The sequence below is a fragment of the Methylocystis sp. H4A genome (assembly GCF_015709545.1).
Classification (GTDB): Bacteria; Pseudomonadota; Alphaproteobacteria; order Rhizobiales; family Beijerinckiaceae; genus Methylocystis; species Methylocystis silviterrae.
Genome location: NZ_JADNQY010000019.1, coordinates 40,719 through 61,240, shown reverse-complemented (window position 1 = coordinate 61,240; position 20,522 = coordinate 40,719). Strand labels below are relative to the sequence as shown.

The following is a 20,522-nucleotide window of genomic DNA, read 5'->3' as shown; positions in this document are numbered from 1 at the left end:
GCAAATCAGGCCAGGATAGGAAGCTCGACCCCGCCATGCGTAAAGTCACGTTCTCCAGCGATTCCCTGCCCGAAAAAGATCGGGTCGAAGGCACGAGCCATTTCGTTTCCTCCCTCGGCGGAAAGGTTAAGATGGCGCATTATTCGAACAATGATTTTTGCTGGCGCTTCGAGTGTCAGGAGCTGGTAGGCTTGTATTCGGTCGTCATGCATGCCTCCGCCGTATTTGCCGATTCCGCCGGAGGCGGTCCACTTTCGGATCACATCAACATCGGCTTCTGTTTCGATCCAGACGCCGGTCGTTGGGCGTTAGGCTATCGGGGCGCAGAGACGACCATTTACGCGAGAGATGCATGTCTGCGCGTATTGGAGCTTCCTTCCTCATTCAAATGCGAGGCGCCGGTCCATGGCCGGTCGATCGCGATTCCCGCCGAGGAAGTCTTCCGGCGGTTGAAATCCAAGGATTCCGCCTTCGCTCCCTCCCTGCCGGGCGCGACGCCGGGGCTTTCGCTCCTGCGCCAATATCTCGGCGTTTTCGATCGAGGCGACGCCCTCTCCGATCCGGTCGAGCAGCGGCTTTTCGCCAGCCATGTCTATGATCTCATGGCCCTGGTCCTCGGCGCGAACGCGGACGCTCTCGAGCAGGCGCGTCACGGCGGCCTTCGCGCCGCTCGGCTGAAAGCCGCCGAGGACTTTATCGACGCGCATGTGCTCGATCCCGATCTTTCGGATCGCGCCGTCGCAGCGCATCTCGGCGTCTCCGATCGTTATGTGCGCATGTTGTTCGCCGGCGGAGGAACGAGCTGCAAGAGCTATATCGATGCGCGAAGGCTGGCGGCGGCCTTTGCGATGCTGACGAACCCTGTCTGGGCGCCGCTGAAGATCATCGATCTCGCCTATCGCTGCGGGTTCAACGACATCACCACATTCAACCGGCAGTTCCGCGCCCGCTACGGCATGACGCCGTCCGAGGCACGGCAAGCCCTGCCGGGAGCAAGACCGAATAGGGGCGACTGGAAATAGCGATATTTCCTGGCCCGTCTCCGGGTCGTCGCGCGCCTCAAGATCGACATAGCTGAAAAGCGTCCCCCGGATCGCGCGTCCCCGCCCCGCATGATTCATCGTCTCCCGCATCGCCAGGGGAGTGAATCACACCGAGATTCCCAGGACCAGAGACTTTTTCAACAGCCTGCTAGCGCTCATCAAGGCGTCCTTCGTCAATCTGGCGGCCGCCGGGACGCCGCGCCGTCGCACCGCAATTGCTTCCGCGGCGTGGTCACCCAGCGCATCGACGCCGAACGCAACAGCGAAATTCTGCTCGACGTCGGTTTCGAAAAGACGATGACTGCGGTCACGCCTCGCCACGATGTTGAAGATATGGGCTTGAAGAAAGGGGACGTCGCGTTGGCCACATTTGATGCGTCGAATGTGATACTGGCGGTCGAATGAGCGCGTATGCAGCGAATATTAACCACGGACCGATTAACTACTATACGCCAAATAAAGTGAATTTGGCCATAGGACAACAGGAGGAACAAACGAAAATCTCCGCGCGCGCAATGAGATTTCCGGCGAGATCATCCAAATCAAGAAAGGCTCGACGAGGGCTCACGTGCGTATCAAAGCCAACAGCATCATAATCACGGCGTCGATCACGAATGAATCAGTGGACGAGCTAGGACTCAAGGTTGGGGATTCAGTTCAAGCGGTGATTAAGTCGTCCGATGTAATGATCGTAGTCCCTTAACGTCCGCCTTTGAATTACCCCGCGCCTTTGCCTCAGCTGCTTCTGTTGCGAGGTTCGCACGAATACAACGTTTCATTGAGCGCAATTCTAAATTTGCGCCCGCAACAGCAATTTGAGGCGGTTGCACGCCCCCGCAACCATTTGGATTGTGATTATGCGAAACCCAAGGAGTGCGAGGACCGCGCGAGCGTCGCCAGAGAGTCTTTGCCGCCATCCGAAAATCAAAGCGCTATTTCAATTAGATAGGTGTTCGCACCTTTGTCCTGATCGGCGCGCCATTTGCGGCCAACGACAACGTAATGGAGATTCCCGTGCGCATCGCCCAGACTCGCACGCGCAAAAAGCGACAGGAATCCCTCCAAGGACTCAATTGTCAGATTTTATCCACCAGGCGAGTTAAAATTGTTAGAAACCATTTGAGACGAGTAAATTCATAGGAAACGAAGCAATGGAGGGGGATATCAATGGGTTATATTTTAGGACTTTCATTTGATTTCCATGACTCTGCGGCCGCGCTGATCAAGGACGGCGTTGTTGTCGCAGCCGGAATCGAGGAGCGATTCTCACGAAAAAAGCACGATTCGAGCTTTCCTCGTCATGCGGTCGAGTTTTGCATGCAATCTGCCGGGATTTCGTCGTCCTCACTCCAGGCGATCGCTTATTATGAAGTCCCGATGCTTAAGTTCGATCGGATCTTGTGGTGTTCCGAGCAAGCTCAGGGACGCAACCCCGAGTATTTGGACAAGACCATATCGTCGTGGCTCCGATACCGAAAATTCGAAGTTATTGATCGGATATCGGAGGAACTCGGAGTGGGCCGGGAAAAAATTTCGTACGTAGATCATCACCTATCTCACATGAGCGCGGCGTTTTATTGTTCCGGTTTTGACGCGGCGACAATCGTCACCATGGATGGCGTCGGAGAGTACGAAACAACGTCTTGGGGGATAGGAAACGGAACCGAGATACGAAAACTTGGATCGGTTTCTCTGCCAAATTCGATAGGGCTCTTTTACAGCGCCTTGACAGCCTTCTTAGGTTTCGAAGTTAACGAAGGCGAGTACAAGGTAATGGGCATGGGGGCGTTTGGAGAGCCTATTTATTACGACCTTCTAAGGCCGATGTTTCGGCTCGAGGAAGGAGGAGGATTTTCAATCGAGCCTATGTATTTCGAGTTTCTGACGCCTAAGGATCTTCCATTTACCGATGCGCTTGTTGAATTGCTGGGGCGGCCTCGAGACCCAAAACAAGATTTCGCGACTGTCGTTGATGATTTGCCGTCGGGAATCGCCGTGCATGAGGCGGACGCAATTTTGGAGACCAGCAAGCGTTATGCGGACATTGCCGCCAGTGTTCAGAAGGTTACAGAAGAAGTCATTTTTCACGTCGTGGACTCGGCGGTTCAAGCAACAGGCATCAAGGAAGTATGTTTAGCTGGCGGCGTAGCGCTCAATTCTCTCGCAAACGGTCGATTGATACGCGAAAGGGGCTATTCCCTATATGTGCATCCTGCTGCAGGGGACTCCGGCAGCGCGATCGGCGCGGCCCTGTGGCGTCATTATCAGGAGGCGGGAACGCCGCGTTCCGCCCCCCTCACCTCGGCTTATCTGGGCTCAGATTGTCCTTTGGACGAAGACATCGATCGCGCCATCGCAGATTCTGGCTTTCAATGTTGCGGGATATTTGCACACGATCAACTTCCTTTAGAGATTGCGCGACTGTTGGCCGAAGGCAACGTCGTTGGGTGGTTCCAGGGGAACGCCGAATGGGGTCCACGCGCGCTGGGGAATCGCAGCATCCTTGCGGACCCGACAAGAGCGGACATGAAAAAAATCGTCAACGAGCGCATTAAGTTCAGGGAGCCGTTCCGCCCCTTCGCGCCCGCCGTACTCCTCGAAGAGGTTCACAACTACTTTGAATGCCCCGCGATTCGAGACCGCACGAGCCCAGAATATTTCATGTTGGCGGTTCATCACGTGCTTCCGTCCGCTCGATCCAAGCTCCCGGCGATTACTCACGCGGATGGAACCGGACGGTTGCAGGTGGTTGACGCCACGTCCAACCCGGCTTTTTATAGCTTACTCAAAGCATTTAGGGAATTAAGTGGAGTGGCAGTATTAATGAACACGTCTTTCAATCTGAAGGGCGAACCCATCGTCGATACTCCGAGCGACGCGCTGCGTACATTTTCATACAGTGGCTTGGACTATCTGGTTATCGGTTCCCGTGTCGTATCGAAGGATTTTGTTATATGACTCGGCTGGATACGGAGGCTCGAACCGCCGTTATCTTCGACCCACCGGCGGACATAGCGATCCCGCATTCCAGGCAAGTGACCGAGGGATTCCGATTTCACACCGCGAATGTCAAATATCTGAGTGTGATCGCGCCAAGCGAGGCGTGGCGCTGGATTGAAACTTATCTGCCGAATGTGTCCGTACAAGACCCGAGCGTACTGAAGTCTGATCAATTTGACGCGATTGTGTTCACGATTCCTCGCAATGAGACAAAATTCTACGTTCCTCCGTTCGTAACTCCGTCGTCAAACGCATCATCGAAGTGGAAATGGCCTTTTTTACGCTCCCGAAGCGTAGCTTCTCCTCAAGTGTCCTCGCTTCGCTTCTACATTATAGACTGGAATGGGCGGTTATCGCCGCTTGCGCGCGAATATGACGATCAAGACGCGCTGAATATGGACGCTCATATTTTCAACAGGCTCTCTAAACCCGAGGCATGGGGCTTCTATTACTTCCCTTATGGCTACTTGTTTCGATATCCGGGGATGGGGCCCCTAAATCAATTCGGGTTCCGCGTGCCCGACGACCTTTCAAACCTCAAGAATCGCGACGCCAATCATAAGTTGGTCCTATGCTATGGCGGATCTACCGGATTCAGCATGTATACGCTCCCTCATCAAATGTATCCTGCCGTCATCGAATGTGCGTTGAATAAGAAGGCTTTGGAATCAGGGGCGGACGTTAAGTTCACGGTTTTGAATTTCGGTCAGCATGGTCATGTCGTGATGAATTCAATACTTACATATATGCTTTTTAATTATCACCTGAAGCCTGATTTCGTAGTCGGGCATGATGGATGGAACGATATCCTTTATGGAATGGTGCAAGACCCTCGCCTTCTCAAGGACGGCAATGTCGCGTATCAGAATAATCTTGAGGGCTGGTCGCAGATCCTTCATGGAACGTCACAATTGCAGCAAACTCAGGCGGAAACACCCTTCCGAGCGATGTGCGCGGCGCCAGCGGTTCTGGGACAGTATTTTTCTCGAAAGCGTCAGTTGGAGGCGATGGTTGAAGCGAATGGGGGCAAATTCATTTGGGGATTGCAGCCGAATTGGGCGGGAAAAGGAAGGTTGCATCCGCTGGAATCGGCAAACGTAGAAGCCTTCAAGAGCCATACGCCTTTCACCGAAGTGACTCGGATGGCGCTGCCATTATTTGAGAGAGCATCTCTTCAGTTAGAAAGGTTGGATGTTGTAAAAGTTGACCTTTACAAAGAATTTCGGAAGTATGGGGAAGATGATTATCTTTTTGTCGATACAGTTCACCTCAGCCCTGACGGCGATGAGATCGTAGGTAAAGCCTACGCAAATGTCATCGCGGGATTGTGTGGCCTAAACTAGAAAGGCTTCTGTAATGAACGGAACAGCGATCTCTCAGATCAAAGCGGAGGAAGAGGAACGAATCCGCCGCCTAATTGATGAGGCGACACGTTTGCAACTCTCTCGAACAACGGAATACCTTCGTGGCCATCGGCGAGATTTGGTGGACATCGCGGTTCGCGAACGTACAACGCCCGAGCCGTCGAAATTGCCGTCACCATTTGTATACGCGATGCAATGATGGCCCAGCGTCATTTCAGGCCATGGCCTTTTCGGGCGTGTTCTTGATGTAGTCGAAGGGCAGGAAGTCGTCGATGCGGCTCACGGCGTGGCGTGATTGTTAGGTTTTGCGAAATCGCTTATGCCGCGTTTTCGTCCCTCTCATGCGCACAGGCCAAAATTTTCGACGTCTCCAAATTCACAGCGATATTTCAATCACATATGTGTTCGCATCTTTGTCCTGACCGGCGCGCCGCTCTGGACAGAACTGCGAACACGTATGTGATTGAAATACAGACATAAGGTTGGAAAAGCACCGAGGCTATGCCAGCAAGCGTCGCGCTTACGCGTTCACAAAGGTTGGCAGGCTTAAAGGACAACAAAAAGGCCAAGACGGTTGATTGGTTGATGGAGTGAGGGTAACTCGCGAAAGGAGCCGCCGTGCGCACCCTTGGGATCTATGGAGACAACTTACCCATCCATCTGCCTAAGATCACCGAATCTGCTGAGAAATGCTCTTTGGGATTTAATCAAGCGATTTTGAGCTGACTGCGCCAATCAAGCATCGATCGCTTGCCAAGCGCCAGTCCAATTGAGCAATTTGGCAGGCACGTATAGGAAAATGCGTCGCAGCTATATTAAATTTGGCTCATCGATAGGCGTCGTCCGCGACACTGGAGGAGAAAAAATGCAGGTTGTCATACTTGCGGGCGGCATGGGGACGCGAATTTCCGAGGAATCTTATCTCCGCCCAAAGCCGATGATCGAGATCGGCGGTCGCCCAATATTATGGCATATTATGAAAATCTATCACGCTCATGGCGTGAACAACTTCGTCGTTTGCCTCGGCTATAAGGGCTATATGATCAAGGAGTATTTCAGCAATTATTTCATGCATAACGCCGACATAACCGTCGACGGCGAAACCGGACAGGTGGAATTTCATAGTCGTAAAAGCGAATCCTGGAAGATCACGCTGGTCGACACCGGCGAATCGTCGATGACCGGCGGACGGCTCAAAAGAGTCCGCAGCTACCTCAAGGAAGGACAGCCTTTCTGCTTCACCTACGGCGACGGCGTGGCCGACGTGGATGTCGGCGCGCTGATCAAGTTTCATCACGCGCACGGGCGCAAAGCCACCCTCACCGCTGTGACGCCGCCCGGCCGTTATGGAGCCTTGTTTCTCGAAGGCGACGCCGTCACCAAATTCATCGAAAAGCCGCCCGGCGACCAGAGCTTCATCAATGGCGGATTTTTCGTTCTGGATCCTTCCGTAATCGACTATATCGACGGCGACGCGACGCCCTGGGAGGAAAGGCCGCTGGCGCGTCTGGCGGCGGAAGGAGAATTACGCGCATATAAGCATGAGGGATTTTGGCAGCCGATGGACACGCTGCGCGACAAGAATCGGCTCGAATCTTTGTGGGATAGCGGTCACGCGCCGTGGAAGGTATGGAGTTGAAGCGCCGAATGTGACCGGCGGGCGCGAGGAAATATGAAGCTGGACTGGCGGGAATAAGCGTGGACAAATGGAAGACCTTAGCCGGCCGGCGCGTTCTTTTGACCGGCCATACCGGTTTCAAGGGCGCGTGGCTTGCCCTCTGGCTTGATCGACTCGGCGCCGAAGTCTACGGTTTTGCGCTGCCGCCTGAAGGCGATGCAAGTCTTTACGAGATGGCGCAGGTCGGCAAGCGTCTGAATTCGACTTTCGGCGACCTGAATGATTTCGAATCGGTCGAGGCCGCCGTTGCAAAGGCCCGCCCGCAAATCGTTTTACATCTCGCCGCGCAGGCGATCGTGCGCCGGTCGCACGCCGATCCGCTCGGCACGCTTGCGACTAATGTCATGGGCGCCGCGCATCTGCTGCAGGCCCTGCGCAGCGCGCCCGACGTTTCGACTATTCTGGTCGTCACCTCCGACAAAGTCTATGCGAATGACGAGCAAGGCGCCGCCTTCGCGGAAGACGCGCGCCTCGGCGGCAAGGACCCCTACTCGGCGTCCAAGGCGGCGGCCGAACTCGTCACCCGCGCTTACGCGCAGTCCTTTTTCAAAGATGCAAGCGTGAAGATCGTCACCGCGCGGGGCGGCAATGTCATCGGCGGCGGCGACTACGCGGCCGACCGTATCGTTCCCGACATCGTGCGCGCGGCGGCAAAGAACGAGAGGCCGGTGCTGCGCATGCCGCACGCGACTCGGCCCTGGCAGCATGTGCTCGATTGCCTGCATGGCTATCTGACCTATGTCGATGCGCTGGAACGCGGCGAGAGCCTTCCCGAAACACTGAATTTCGGTCCCGACCCGACCGCACCGATCACGGTGAGCGAACTCACCGAGGAAATGCTCAAAGCGCTTGGCCGCGATGCGCGCTACGAACATCAGCCGGCGGATTCGCGCGAAATGCATATTCTGGCGGTCGACTCCTCGCGCGCCCGGGCGCTTCTCGGCTGGCGGGACCGCTTGCCCGGCCGGCTGGCGATCAATTGGACGGCGGACTGGTACCGCGGCGCCTTCGCGGAAAGCGGCCCTCTGGCGACGACGCTCGCGCAGATCGACGCCTTCGAGAAACTTCCTGGATAAGACAATGCAAACGCCAGCCTGCCGCTTTTGCGGCGCACCGCTGAAACATGATTTCGTCGATCTCGGCTCGACGCCGCTCGCCAACTCCTATGTCACGGCGGAAGAGATCGCGCGGGGTCTCGACAGGAGCTTTCCACTCCATGCGCGCGTTTGCGACGCCTGCTTCTTGGTGCAGGTGGACGCGCCGGTGTCGTCCGAGGCGATCTTCTCCGACTACGCCTATTTCTCTTCCTATTCTGACAGCTGGGTCGCGCATGCGCAGCGTTACGCGGATGCGATGATCGAGCGGTTCGGACTTGGCCCGCAGTCGCTTGTGATCGAAGTCGCGTCAAATGACGGCTATCTGCTGCAACATTTTATCGCGCACGGCGTACCGGTGCTGGGGGTCGAGCCGGCGGCCAATGTCGCCGAGGCGGCGCGCGCCAGAGGCGTGCCGACGGAAGTCGCCTTTTTCGGCAAAGAGACGGCCCGCAAATTGGCGGCGCGGGGCCTTGCCGCCGATCTCACGGCGGCCAACAATGTGTTGGCGCATGTTCCCGATATCGGCGAATTCGTTGCCGGATTTGCGGAAATTCTCAAGCCCGGCGGCGTCGCGACATTCGAATTTCCGCACGTCTTGAATCTCATCCGCGAACTGCAGTTCGACACGATCTATCACGAGCACTTCTCCTATCTCTCGCTCGTGGCGGTGGAGCGCGTTCTGGGCGCGAACGGTCTTGTCGCTTTCGACGTCGAGGAACTGCCGACACATGGCGGCTCCCTGCGCCTTTTCGTGAGCCGCAAAGGCGCGGATCGCGCGCCGACGCCGCGCCTGGAGGCGGTGCGCGGCGCCGAACGCGCCGCGCGTCTCGATGCGATCGAAGGCTATGCGGGATTCGCCGAAAAGGTCGAAGCGGTGAAAGCTTCGTTCGTGAGTTTCCTTGCGCGCGCCAAGGCGGAAGGCAAGACGGTCGCCGCCTATGGCGCGGCCGCCAAGGGCAACACTTTCCTCAATGTCTGCGGGGTGAGCGCGAATGACATTGTCTGCGTCTACGATCGCAGCGCCGCTAAGCAGGGAAAGTTTTTGCCGGGGAGTCATATTCCCATCCGCGCGCCGGGGACGATCGCCGACACGCGGCCCGATTATCTGGTGATCCTTCCGTGGAACCTGCGGCAGGAGATCGTGGGCCAGATGGCCGAAATCCGCCAGTGGGGCGGCAAGTTCGTCACCGCGGTCCCTGAAACGCGAGTGTTCGACGCTTGAGATTCGCGCCGACCGAAATACCGGGCGTCGTCGAGATCGCGGCCGAGCCGCGCGCCGACGCGCGGGGCTTTTTCGCACGCATCTATTGTCCCGAGGAATTCACGGCCGCCGGCGTTTCCTTCACATCGACGCAGATCAATCTGTCGCGCAACGATCGTTTACATACGCTGCGCGGCATGCACTGGCAGGATCCGCCTTACGCCGAGGCGAAGCTGGTGCGCGCGACGCGGGGCGCGATCCATGACGTCGTGATCGACCTGCGCCGCGAGAGTCCGACATTTCGGCGCTGGATCGCCCGGCGCCTCGACGCCGATCGCGCCAATGCGCTGTTCATTCCCGAAGGCTGCGCGCACGGCTTTCTCACCCTCGAACCGGATACGGATGTGCTCTATCAGATGAGCCGGCCGTTCGTGGGCGGGCAGGCGCGCGGGCTGCGCTATGACGATCCGGGATTTGCGATTAGCTGGCCGGCCCTGCCCGCCGTGATCGGCGAGGCGGATCTCGCCTGGCCGTCGCCCTGGCGCGGCTGAAACGACAGGGATTTGCCGCCGGCGTCCCTATTCTGTATGCGTTCGTTGCACATGCAAATGCTTTTGCCGGGGGGTCGCGTTGCGAGTTCTGGTGACGGGCGCTTCAGGATTTGTCGGTAGGCAGACGATCGGAGCGCTGGCTCGCGCGGGCGTCGAAGTTCACGCGCACGCTCAGCACGCTGAGAAAGTCGACGGCGCCGTTGTCGCCTATGGTGGAGATTTGCGCGCGCCCGGCGCGGCTGGCGCGCTGATCAATCGGGTACGGCCTGATACTGTGCTCCATCTGGCGTGGAACGTCGAGCACGGCGCATTTTGGACCAGCCGAGACAATCTCGACTGGACCGCCGCAACGCTACTCCTTGCTCGCGCCGCGCTTGACGCCGGCGTTCAGCGCTTCGTTGGCGTTGGGACATGCTTCGAATATCGCTGGCCGGACGACGGGACGTGTAACGAAGGGACCACTGAAATCGTGCCGGCGACCCTTTATGCCGTCGCAAAGGACGCAGCGCGACGGGTGCTGCAGGAGCTTGGCGATATTTCGTTTGCGTGGGCGCGCCTGTTCTATCTTTATGGGCCTTTCGAGCATGAGGCGCGGCTTGTTGCTTCCCTCGCGGCGAAACTTGCTCGCGGAGAAGACGCGCCGCTTTCGCGAGGGCTTGCAGTGCGCGATTTTCTCGATACCCGCGACGCTGGCGCCGCGCTCGCAGCGCTCGTTCTAAGCGAGACTACGGGCGCTGTGAACATTGCGAGCGGCGAGGGAGTGAGCGTCGCTTCCATCGCCGAGCGTCTTGGCGCGATTGCGGGTCGCTCGGATCTTATTCGCGTCGGCGCGCTGCCTGACCGTCCCGACGAGCCGCCACGCATTGTCGCAGATGTGCGCCGACTGCGTGACGAAGTGAGATTTCGACCGTCGCGAACGCTCGACGAGGGTCTCGCCGAAACCTACGCTTGGTGGCGCGCAGAGGTAGGGGGCCGGCCGTGATCGCCGCTACTGCGAAGCAAGCATATGGTTGGCGGGGCAATGTCACTCACTGGCCGAGCGACTTGGTTGAACCGGCGTTCTTGGCCGGACGGCCCGCTTCACATTCCAGTCGCGAGCATAAGGACTAGCGTTTATGAGCCAACCTGATTTCAGTCTGGTCATACCGACCCGTCAACGCGCCGCAACTTTGCGCTTCTCGCTCAAAGCATGCCTGGAGCAGGACTTCGATTCCTATGAGATCGTTGTTTGCGACAATTGCAGTTCGCCGGCGACCCGCCAGGTCGTCGAAGAGATCGGCTCCCCGAAAATTGTCTATCACCGCGCGCCAGAGACTTTGTGCATGCGCGATAATTACAATCTCGCATACAGCCTGACGCGCGGCAAATATATCACCTATATAGGCGACGACGACTCGCTCATGCCGTTCGCTTTTTCGACGCTGCGCGGCTTATTCGCCAAGCAGAATGTGAAGTCGATCAGCTGGGACAGCGCCATTTACTCCTGGCCGAACATCGCCCGCGACGATCTTGCGAATCATTTGCAGATTCCGCTCACACGAAATGTCGAGCGGATGAATGGCCGCCAGACGATGGAGGACGTTCTGGCGGGACGCGCGCCCGCAACGCTCTTGCCCAACATCTATCACGGCTGCGTGGCGCGCGAAGTGCTTGAGCAAATCCGCGCGACCACGGGAAAAGTATTCGATAGTTTCCACTGCGATACCTATTCCAGCTTCGCTGTTGCTTATTTGGCGGAAGAATATCTGTCGCTCTCGGCGCCGCTATCGATCAGCGGGTTCTCCGCATCCAGCAACCACATCGCCTTTAGTTTTCTGCGCAGCAAACATCAAATCGCGCAGACGTTTCGCGGCGAAAATGACGTCGCAGGCCTGCGCCTCCATCCTTCCGTTCCCGATCTGCCTTCAGGATTCATTTGCGTCGCGGATTCTTTCCTTCGCGCCAAGGAAGACCTATTTCCCGACGATCCGATAAGCCTCGATCGCCAGGCGATGGTGGAGAGCTTCTTGCTTGCCCCGCCGATCGACGACCTTGACGAGTGGCCCTATGTGGAAGCGGAATTGCGGCGATCCCTGTCCGACGATCCTGCGCTCGTTTCGTGGTTTGACAAGCGCATCGAGAATTTTACGCCGCGCCCGTCGCCCCGCGACAGTTATCGCCCCAATTTGGAAGGGATACACGGCCAGCGTCTGTTTCTCGACGCGAGCAGCTATGGCGTGACGGACATTGCCGGCGCGACGCGCCTGTCGTCGCGTCTGCTGGGTTATCGGGGTAAGACGCCCGAGTGGATCGCCGGCCTTGCGCCCGACGATTCCGGCTTACGTTCCTTCTACCGCCAAAAGCGACTGGAGATGCTTTTGAATCTCCTTAAGACGCGAGGTCGGGTGGGGTCGGCGCGCCTTCCAACGCAAAGCGAGGGTTCTACCGGCGTCAATCAGCGCTGAAGTTTGGCGCGCCAAACGCCTTCCCAATACGGGTCATCCGCTTTCACAGAGTCGCGCGGCGGCAATCAAGGCGCCGTTGCGGCGGCGTGGATAAACGCGCCCAATTGGGCCCGGTAGCGTCAACGGCAGGGACAATGGCGGCGCCGCCAACCCAGCCAGCGTCGAACGGCTGAGATCGACGCCATGAACAGGCGCATGTTTGGCCTTCGATATCGAGCCGAATATCGTCGCGCGGCAGATGATCGGGCAGCGCTTTGCGCCGGGACGGCGTCTCTTGCGACAGTTCTTCCGTTCCGCCTGTTATCGTCGGCGATCTTTCCCGAGCGCGTGGACATCGCTGTCGCGCTGACGGCTCGATCGACGAGCCTGTCTCTCTCCGGACCGGCTTCAGAGGCTGGCCATAGAGATATTCTGCGGCGCGGAGCTGGTTACCGGCGAAGAGAAGCTGCGAAGCATGACTGATTCGCTTCCTGGCCTGTCGCAATTTCTATGGCCGAAGTCGCGATTGGCGCGTCTCAGGTAAGGTAGGAGCGAATTCGCGCCGGCGCAGAGCCGCCCCGCGCACGCGCGCTTCGACATCGATTCGTTGAACAGGCGCAGGCTTGCTCGCCGACGCGGCCAACCCTGAACATTCGCGCGCAGCGCGCCTTGGACACGCAGAATCGCCGGTGTCCGAGATTTGGTCGCCAGCGCGCGCCAAGATCAACAAGTCCTTATCAAATGTTGGGGTGAAGCGCGCGCGGCGTTTCCACAAATCAGCGCGAGTCCCTCGAGATGTTCAGGATTACGATTCCGATTTCCATGGTCTTATTGAATATAAATCGCTGGAGACGGCCTCTGCGCATGCCTATATCCCTGGCCGCCGAGTCATTCAGCGTTTCAGCAAAACAATCGGCATGTAACGCTCTCACATGTCGATTGAGCAATGAATGCTAATTGGCTTTGCTCAAGCGACTTCCGCGCTGGCAGCTATGCATTTTATGAGTTTTGCACGCCCTGTACTTATAGGATGGCCGTGATTTTAACGCCTGAGAACCATAGCTCGGCGGATTTTGTTCGCGAATCATATTCTCCAGCACCACAGTGCCGATCGGGCCCATATCTCCTTGAGCCATTAGCGAAGTTGGGCTCGTAACGGCCAATGACAGGAAGGCGGCTGATATAAGCTTAAGCCGGTGAAATACCATCATTTTTCCTCGCATGACCGTAGAGCGCTCGAGTTGATTAGCTATGCAGCGAACGTCCATGGAATACAAGAAGAGTCTTTGGCATTCATTCAATGTTCACATTTTCGAAACGTTCCATAATTCTCATCTTCACTCCAACGACGATGTCAAACCCCTCCATGTTAAAGTTTGTCCACGCGTTAAAATGTCCATATTTTTTCATGCAGCGTCAAAATTATTGATGATATCTCTGATATTTAGCCCATGTACATCGCAGCGCATTACAATGTTGCACTTTCGCCACAGTTGTTACTAAAACTGGTTAGCGAGACATTTAGTAGCTGGACGGATCGACTGCTCTTCGACAACTCTGCGCCTCGATGATCGGCGCGCTGGTCGTCGGAATTAAACAAAATCACTCGAAGGATCCTCCCCATGAAGAAGCTCTCGCTTGTGGCCATCGCCACCGTGCTCGCCGCTCCCGCCTTCGCCGATCAGGTAGCGGTGCCGGTCGGCATCAACACGTCCGTGTCCCAGGGCGTGAACGTCGGCAGCGTCACCAACCTCGGCCTCAACAACGTCGGCGTTGTGAATCAGAACGTCGCCGTCGGCGGCGGCATCAATCTGGAGACCAACTCTTTCAATCAGCGCTTTGCTGATTTCAACATGGACACGCACGCCTTCAGCGTCGGCAGCATCGTCGACTCGGGCAATGGCGGCGAAGGCGGCAATGTTGACGTCATCGCGGTGAGCGCTGCGGTGGCGCTGTCGAGCAATGAATCCGATCAGGCCGGCCTCGCTGGCGGCCTCGCGATCCCGGTCGCTCTCGCCGCCCAGGGCACTGCGCTCCAGGACGCGGCAACTGCCAGCCTCGAACCGGTTAACGTTGGCGTCGGCCTCGGCCGCAACGAAGCCGACGCTGACGCGCGACTCACCACGGTTCAGGCCAATCTCTCCTCGCAGCGCTCGACCACTGTCGCCGCCTCCAGCCAGGACGGCATCGGCAACGGCATCGACGCCAATGGCGGCGACGGCAAGGCCTTCATGATCACCATCGGCTCGAACAACACCAGCATCGACAACACCTCGGTGTCGAAGATCGAGGTCGACACCCACATCAACATCGCTGACGACGGCGGCGTCGCTGGCGGCCTGAAGATCGATGACTCCTTCAACCCGATCCGGATCGACGATTCGCTCAACGACAATGCGATTGCGGTTAACGGCTTTGCCGCCACGCTCAATCACAACAGCATTGAAGACTAATTACTGAAACGAGCGCCGGTGCGCTTCTTTAGCCAACCGGCGCTCGCGAACTTCGAGGGCGGCGTGAGCAGGGCGCCTTTCAAAGGATCACTCCAATGAAGTCGATACTGCCAGCCGCCCTCATCGCGCTCATCGGGCTCTCCGTATTTGCGGCTCCCGCCGACGCAGCCAAGAGTCACAGGCAGCGACGACCTGTAGCGGTTGTGGCGGATGACAGTTCGCCGGCATGTCTCGGCGGCTATTTGGCGCAGACGGAAGCCCAGGATTACCTCAGAGACGACATCTGGGTTTTGGAGCCGGTTCCGGGCAGCGACAATCGCCCCTATCGCTTCGACTGTCGGCAGCCGGTTTTTCTCAGGCGCTAGTTCTTAGCGCCGAGTCTTTAAAGAGCGCCCTCGCGCGCTTTTTCGTCATTGTTCGAGAGCTGGGAATAGAAGATGTCGCGAACCTCGCTTTTAGCCGCAATCTTCCTCCTGAGCGTTATGAACTCCGCCTTTGCGCAGATGGCGACGCAAAGCGCGCCTTTCAATTTCGCATATGGGTTCACCAGCGGATCGCAGTCGTCCATCGACCTCTCGCAGTCCGGCTTCGTGAACGTCTATTACGGAGTTCAGGACTCCAATCAGGCGAATCAAGCGGTGATCAATCAGAACGGGCTCAACAACTATTCGCAGATGCAACAGGTCGGCGACTCCACGGGTGAGTTTAATAGCAGCCCGAACCTTCGCGGTGACGGTCAGCGTTATGGCGGACAGAATTACGCGTCCGTGACGCAGAACGGCATGGAGAACAGTTCGCAGATCACGCAAATGGGGGGCACGAATGTCGCCGCCGTTGCGCAAAACTCCGCTGTCGGCAATGGCGCAGCGCCTCGGGTGCAAATTCCGACCGACGGTCCGATCTACCAGTCCTATCAAACCCCGGAAGGTTATCTCTCTCTTTTCACCACGGACAGCATGAGCCTGGCGGTCTGGACGCCGCCAGGTCTGACGGCGACGAACAGCTTTGGACGAATGCACTAACGACGAACTTTTGACCGGATTGTCCAAAGGACTTGCTCCGTGAAAACGCGCATAAAAATCGTCGCATCATTCGCCTGCGCCGCCGGAATGGCTGGCGCGTCGGCTGCGCACGCGCAACCGGCGAGTTTCGACAAGGGCGTCGACGCATCGATCCTGGAAGCCACACGCGCGATCGAAGAGCTCAACGCCGCGTCAAAAACGCGAGTGAAAGAGAAGCGTCCCGCCAATCAGCCGGTGGCGAAAGCGGCGCGGCCCGTTGTGAGAATGACGGGGCCGTGCAACTTGAACGGCAATACCCAGTTTTTTCAAATTCCCTACACCGGCTTTTGCGGCGCGGTCCATGGATCCTTCACCGGTTTCCTGGGCAAGGACTTTGCGACCGAAGACATCGCGTTCACGACGCAGCGGCTTCCTGCGTATCGATACGGATGGAGCGGCCTTGGATTAAGCGCCGCTGTGCCGATGCTGTACTACTGGAAAAATCCGCTCGTCGGCAAGACGACGTCCGGCGCTTATACCGGCACATACAGCATGGTGAACTTTCTGGCCTTCCGGAACACGGATTACGGAACGATCTCCGTGTTCATCAACGCCGGAGTGTTCGCCAGGACGGTAAAGAACTATGAAGGCGAAACGCGCATAACCCTGAACCAGATCAATGGGCATTATTGGCGGGGCGCCTTCGATCAGGCCTGGGTTCAATTTGGCGGGCTGCGCGTCGGACTGCAGCCTTCGCTCTTCAGCTTCAGCCGCACCGGCTACACCTTTATGCCCGGCTACGCGTCCTACATGACGACGCCGGCGGTTTCGTACACCCACAGAATCGAAAATATCAACGTTCTCCCAGGTCTCCTGCCGCGCTTGGGCGCCTCGATCAGCGTATCGGCTGAAGATCCGACGCTGAGGCGTTATCCGGACGGGGTTCTGTCGAGATATCCGACAGGCATGGGATACCCGGACTTTGTCGCGCAATTGCGCGTCGGCGCGCCCGCCTTCGTCGTCCACGCGTCGGGAGCTATGCACGAAATCAGGGATGTCTCCGCCAACGCCTACAATTCCTTCATGCCGAAATACTCCACTTGGGGCTGGGCTGCGCAGCTTGCCGGCGAATATCGTTGGAAGTGGAGCGGGCTCGTTGGTCCCATTGGCGGCGAAATGTACGGCAAGGCCATGCTATCGGCGACCGCGACTCAAGGCGCGCTGTCGTACCTCGGCATACCGTATATGTCGATCGACTATGTGAGCAGCTCGACTGGAACGATCCAGAGGAGCTCCGGTCAGGCGCTCATGGGATCCTACGAACACCTTTGGACTCCCGTGTTCAAGACCTCGATCACCGGAGCGGCGTTTCAGGCCTACATGGGCTCCGCCCCGGAGTTTCTCGGTTTCGGCAACGTAGCTTTTGGCTTCAATACGCAAGTCAGAGGTCAGCGCGTCGTCGGAAACGCCGAATATTGGGCCGGCGAGGGATGGGCGTTCGGACTGGAAGGCGGTTGGACATGGAGCCAGGCCAACGGCCAATACCTCGGCGGACGCGGTCTGCCGGTCGCCGTCAATTTCCCGAACGTCCTCACCTATATGCGGAAGGCCTTTTGACGAGGCTGGAGACATGTGGCGTTTCGGCCACATCGAGGATTCTATCGCAGTTCGTCGAGGTCGAAACGATCGACCGCAGCGCGCTGCAAAGCTAGGCTGACAGTAGGCAGTATCCGAACACTGAACGCTAACTTCCAGGGACACCAGATCCATGAAAAAGCTGATCGCGATAATATCCTTGTGCACGCTCGCTGCCGGACCGGCCCTCGCCGACGGTCAGAACAATCAGAACCAGAATCAGTCCCAAGCGTATGGCAACAACTATTCGACGGTCACGCAGATCGGCGTGAACAATAACGCCGCCGTCGTTCAGAACGGCTCGGTCGGCGGAAGCCTCCTCGATCTTGGCTCGGGCAACCAGAATCAGTCCAATGTGAACATCGATAAGCAAGCTTTCGCGATCGGCAGCGTCATCGACTCTGACGGCGCGACGATCAGCAAGACCGGCTCGGACAACATCTCCATTTCCAATAATTCGCAAGCCTCGATCGTCACGCCTATCCAATAAGGCGCTTCGAAGCGAAAGACGGCCGAGACTCTATAAACCCCAGCCCCCGCGGGCTGGGGTTTGCGTTTTCAAGGACTTCGCCTCAGCGCGGCGGCGGCCTTGGCGACCAACGATCAGGACGACCTGCCCCCGCCCCCGCGAGCGCCGGGCCCACGCGGCCTACTGGGGCTGATATTTGCCCGCTTTAAACAGTCCGGCCTGCGATTGCCCATCGGGCAAGTTCATCGTTCCCTGTCCGTCCGGCTCGCCATTTTGGAATTCGCCGCGGTAGGAGGCGCCATTCGGCAGGGTGAGAATGCCCTTGCCGTGCGGGCGTCCGTCGCGGAATTCGCCCACATATTTCTTCCCGTCGGGAAATGTGTAAGCACCCTTGCCGACGATCCGGCCGTTGACGAATTCGCCGCTGTAGCTTTCGCCATTGGCGATCGTGAACGTGCCTTTGCCGTGACGGACGCCGTCGCGGAACTCGCCGACGTATTGTCCGCCGGAAGCGAAAGTGATCGCGCCGCGCCCGGTCGCCTTTCCGTCGCGGAACTCGCCCGTATAAACGTCGCCGTTTGGAAACTTCAGTCCGCCGACGCAGCGCTTCCAAGGCTTGGCCAAGCTGACGTCGCAAGCCGGTAGACCGTCTTTCGGCCCCTTCTGTTCGCTTTGCGCCGCGCCGCCGGCCTTCGGCTTCACCGCAAGTTCGCCGTCAACGAAATTTCCGGAGAATTTCTTGCCGTCGGGCATGGTGACGGCGCCCTTGCCGTGGGGAACGTCACCCTTGAACTGGCCGACATAGATCTTTCCGTCGGCGGCGACCAACTTGCCCTGCCCGCTTTTCTTCCCGTCCTTGAAATTGCCGGTGTAGGACTCGCCGTCAGGATGTGTGATGGCTCCCTTGCCGTTTGGCGCGCCGTCGCGGAATTGGCCCTCGTATTTCTTGCCGTCCGTGAAAATGAGCGCGCCTTTGCCGTTGGCCTTGCCGCCCTTCATCTCTCCGATATAGCGGTTGCCGTCCGGCGCCGTTATGACGCCGAAGCACTGCTTCGAGATGTTTTCCTGTGTGCATTTCGGCAGTTTGCTTTCCGCCGACGCGGAGAGCGAAACGCCGAACGCGCCCGCACAAAGCGCAAGCAGGAATATGCCGCGGCGAAATTTCGAGACTGAGGCGTAAGGCATGGCAAAACCTGCGCTGGTGAGGCGGCGGAACCGTGAGCCTTATAGCCTAGTCGAAATTTAGAACAACGAACTTTTTCAACGAAGAATTTGCTAAAACTTATGAGAGCGGATCGTTCAGCGGTCTTTGGACATACGCCTTCACAGCGCGACGCCGCTCACTGCGCGCCCGCGAGCTTCGTCGCCAGCAGGGCGATCGTTTTTACGTAGACGCGCGCCTGATTCCACTCGAGCAGAATCGCGAAGTTCGGCTCGCCTTCATTCCAGCCCGCGCCAGAGCGCCAGCCTTTGCCCTTGAGGAAATTCGCCGTCGAGGCGAGTGCGTCTGGCGTGGATCGTATGAGATCGCGTCTGCCGTCGCCGTCGAAATCGACGCCATATTTCAGATAGGAGGAAGGCATGAATTGCGTCTGGCCGATTTCTCCAGCCCAGTCGCCGCGCATCTGCGCGGGAGACATATCGCCGCGCTCGACGATTCTCAGCGCGTGATTCAGCTCTTCATGAAACTGCGCGGAGCGCCTGCAGTCATAGGCGAGCGTCGCGAGCGCCTGCATCGTCCTGAAGCGCCCATTGTCGGCGCCAAAGCCCGTTTCCAGTCCCCAGATCGCCACGAGCACCGCTCCGGGAACGCCATAACGCGCCTCGATCTGTGCGAGCAGCGCCGCGTGCCGCTGAAGCATCGCGCGCGCCTTGCTCAAGCGGGCGGGCGTCACCAGGCGACTCGAAAACTTCTCGAAACTTTGGTGAAAAATCCGCTGTCCGCGGTCGCGGCCAATCACCGCGTGATCATAGGCGACGCCAGTCAGCGCAGCGTCGAGCGTCCGTTGCGAAACGCCTTCCGCCGCGGCGGCGCGTTTCATCTCCTCGAGCCATTGGCTAAAACCGGACGCCGACGATCCGCAGGGCGCGGCGCGCGCCGATACGGCGCAAGCGCACAACGCCAGCGCGCTGGCGGCAAGCAACGCGCCCCACGCCTTGGCGCTTTTCGACAGCCGATTCATGGCCGGCAGTTTAGTGGGCCTGCGAAGGCGCTGCAATGAAGCTGCGCACCCTCACGGCGCCCGACCCTTGGCGAAATGCGCCGCCAGCGCCGGCATTCCTCACGTGAAGAGCTGAATTAGCGGCGCTTTGCCCTGAACTGGCGTTTGCACGCGCTTGAAAGCTCGTTCATATGCGCGCGCAGGCACTTTTCGACGGCGATCGCATTGGGCTCTTCCGCCGCGCAGAACTTGTGGGAATCGCGCTCGCAGGCCGTGCGCTGCTTGTCCATCGTCCGGGCTGTCGCGGGATTGAACGCGGCGAGGCCAATGAAGGCGGAAAGAGAAAAGATCAACAGCTTACTCATCGGTTGCTCTTTCGTTTAGCGCTAACGACCGCTGCGCAAAGTGCGCGACGCGGCCAGAGCGATACCTGTATCGAGCGTGG

At 58.2% G+C, this 20,522-nt stretch carries 19 protein-coding genes; 16 read left to right on the top strand and 3 right to left on the bottom strand.

The features are described 5' to 3' along the window. Positions 1-35 precede the first annotated feature (35 nt). The 16 genes from IYW40_RS05490 (at position 36) to IYW40_RS05415 (ending at position 17,936) form a co-directional block, all read left to right on the top strand. Positions 36-1,022, top strand: a complete 987-nt coding sequence (locus IYW40_RS05490) for an AraC family transcriptional regulator (RefSeq protein WP_196399724.1) — start codon at positions 36-38, stop codon at positions 1,020-1,022. 90 nt (positions 1,023-1,112) lie between these two features. Continuing rightward, positions 1,113-1,448: a TOBE domain-containing protein gene (locus IYW40_RS05485; protein ID WP_246720665.1), complete on the top strand. Its 336-nt coding sequence runs from the start codon at positions 1,113-1,115 to the stop codon at positions 1,446-1,448. 115 nt (positions 1,449-1,563) lie between these two features. Next, positions 1,564-1,746, top strand: a complete 183-nt coding sequence (locus IYW40_RS05480) for a TOBE domain-containing protein (protein ID WP_196399815.1) — start codon at positions 1,564-1,566, stop codon at positions 1,744-1,746. 464 nt (positions 1,747-2,210) lie between these two features. Further along, the gene (locus tag IYW40_RS05475; protein WP_196399723.1) at positions 2,211-4,001 is read left to right on the top strand and encodes a carbamoyltransferase C-terminal domain-containing protein; all 1,791 of its coding nucleotides are present in this window, start codon (positions 2,211-2,213) and stop codon (positions 3,999-4,001) included. After that, positions 3,998-5,386: a hypothetical protein gene (locus IYW40_RS05470; protein ID WP_196399722.1), complete on the top strand. Its 1,389-nt coding sequence runs from the start codon at positions 3,998-4,000 to the stop codon at positions 5,384-5,386. Before IYW40_RS05475 ends, IYW40_RS05470 begins: the two co-directional genes overlap by 4 nt. A gap of 886 nt (positions 5,387-6,272) precedes the next feature. Further along, positions 6,273-7,046 (top strand): glucose-1-phosphate cytidylyltransferase, encoded by a 774-nt coding sequence (gene rfbF, locus IYW40_RS05465; protein WP_196399721.1) that lies wholly within the window; start codon positions 6,273-6,275, stop codon positions 7,044-7,046. Positions 7,047-7,105: 59 nt separating this feature from the next. Continuing rightward, positions 7,106-8,161 carry a CDP-glucose 4,6-dehydratase gene (gene rfbG, locus IYW40_RS05460; RefSeq protein WP_196399720.1) on the top strand — a complete coding sequence of 352 codons (1,056 nt, stop codon included), beginning with the start codon at positions 7,106-7,108 and terminating at the stop codon, positions 8,159-8,161. 4 nt (positions 8,162-8,165) lie between these two features. Then, positions 8,166-9,404 carry a class I SAM-dependent methyltransferase gene (locus IYW40_RS05455; protein WP_196399719.1) on the top strand — a complete coding sequence of 413 codons (1,239 nt, stop codon included), beginning with the start codon at positions 8,166-8,168 and terminating at the stop codon, positions 9,402-9,404. Continuing rightward, complete coding sequence (locus IYW40_RS05450) at positions 9,401-9,934, top strand: dTDP-4-dehydrorhamnose 3,5-epimerase family protein (RefSeq protein WP_196399718.1); 534 nt, start codon at positions 9,401-9,403, stop codon at positions 9,932-9,934. Before IYW40_RS05455 ends, IYW40_RS05450 begins: the two co-directional genes overlap by 4 nt. A 91-nt stretch (positions 9,935-10,025) precedes the next feature. Next, entirely contained in the window at positions 10,026-10,916 is an 891-nt protein-coding gene (locus IYW40_RS05445) for an NAD(P)-dependent oxidoreductase (protein ID WP_348644235.1), read from the top strand. Between the two features lie 133 nt (positions 10,917-11,049). Then, a complete protein-coding gene (locus IYW40_RS05440) occupies positions 11,050-12,378 on the top strand; it encodes a glycosyltransferase family A protein (RefSeq protein ID WP_196399716.1) in 1,329 nt (442 codons plus the stop codon). Positions 12,379-13,979: 1,601 nt separating this feature from the next. Next, positions 13,980-14,810, top strand: coding sequence for a hypothetical protein (locus IYW40_RS05435; protein WP_196399715.1), 831 nt, complete (start codon positions 13,980-13,982; stop codon positions 14,808-14,810). Positions 14,811-14,905: 95 nt separating this feature from the next. After that, positions 14,906-15,175, top strand: coding sequence for a hypothetical protein (locus tag IYW40_RS05430; RefSeq protein ID WP_196399714.1), 270 nt, complete (start codon positions 14,906-14,908; stop codon positions 15,173-15,175). A gap of 72 nt (positions 15,176-15,247) precedes the next feature. Beyond that, positions 15,248-15,832 carry a hypothetical protein gene (locus IYW40_RS05425; protein ID WP_196399713.1) on the top strand — a complete coding sequence of 195 codons (585 nt, stop codon included), beginning with the start codon at positions 15,248-15,250 and terminating at the stop codon, positions 15,830-15,832. A gap of 39 nt (positions 15,833-15,871) precedes the next feature. Then, positions 15,872-17,428 (top strand): porin, encoded by a 1,557-nt coding sequence (locus tag IYW40_RS05420; RefSeq protein ID WP_196399712.1) that lies wholly within the window; start codon positions 15,872-15,874, stop codon positions 17,426-17,428. 151 nt (positions 17,429-17,579) lie between these two features. Beyond that, complete coding sequence (locus IYW40_RS05415; RefSeq protein WP_196399711.1) at positions 17,580-17,936, top strand: hypothetical protein; 357 nt, start codon at positions 17,580-17,582, stop codon at positions 17,934-17,936. Between the two features lie 159 nt (positions 17,937-18,095). On the opposite strand, the gene IYW40_RS05410 is transcribed toward IYW40_RS05415, so the two are convergent. The 3 genes from IYW40_RS05410 to IYW40_RS05400 all read right to left on the bottom strand — a co-directional run bounded on the left by IYW40_RS05410 (position 18,096) and on the right by IYW40_RS05400 (position 20,442). Further along, complete coding sequence (locus IYW40_RS05410; RefSeq protein ID WP_196399710.1) at positions 18,096-19,100, bottom strand: MORN motif containing protein; 1,005 nt, start codon at positions 19,098-19,100, stop codon at positions 18,096-18,098. A 155-nt stretch (positions 19,101-19,255) separates the two neighbouring features. Next, positions 19,256-20,098, bottom strand: coding sequence for a lytic murein transglycosylase (locus IYW40_RS05405; protein WP_196399709.1), 843 nt, complete (start codon positions 20,096-20,098; stop codon positions 19,256-19,258). Between the two features lie 116 nt (positions 20,099-20,214). After that, entirely contained in the window at positions 20,215-20,442 is a 228-nt protein-coding gene (locus IYW40_RS05400) for a hypothetical protein (RefSeq protein WP_196399708.1), read from the bottom strand. Between the last annotated feature and the right edge of the window lie 80 nt (positions 20,443-20,522).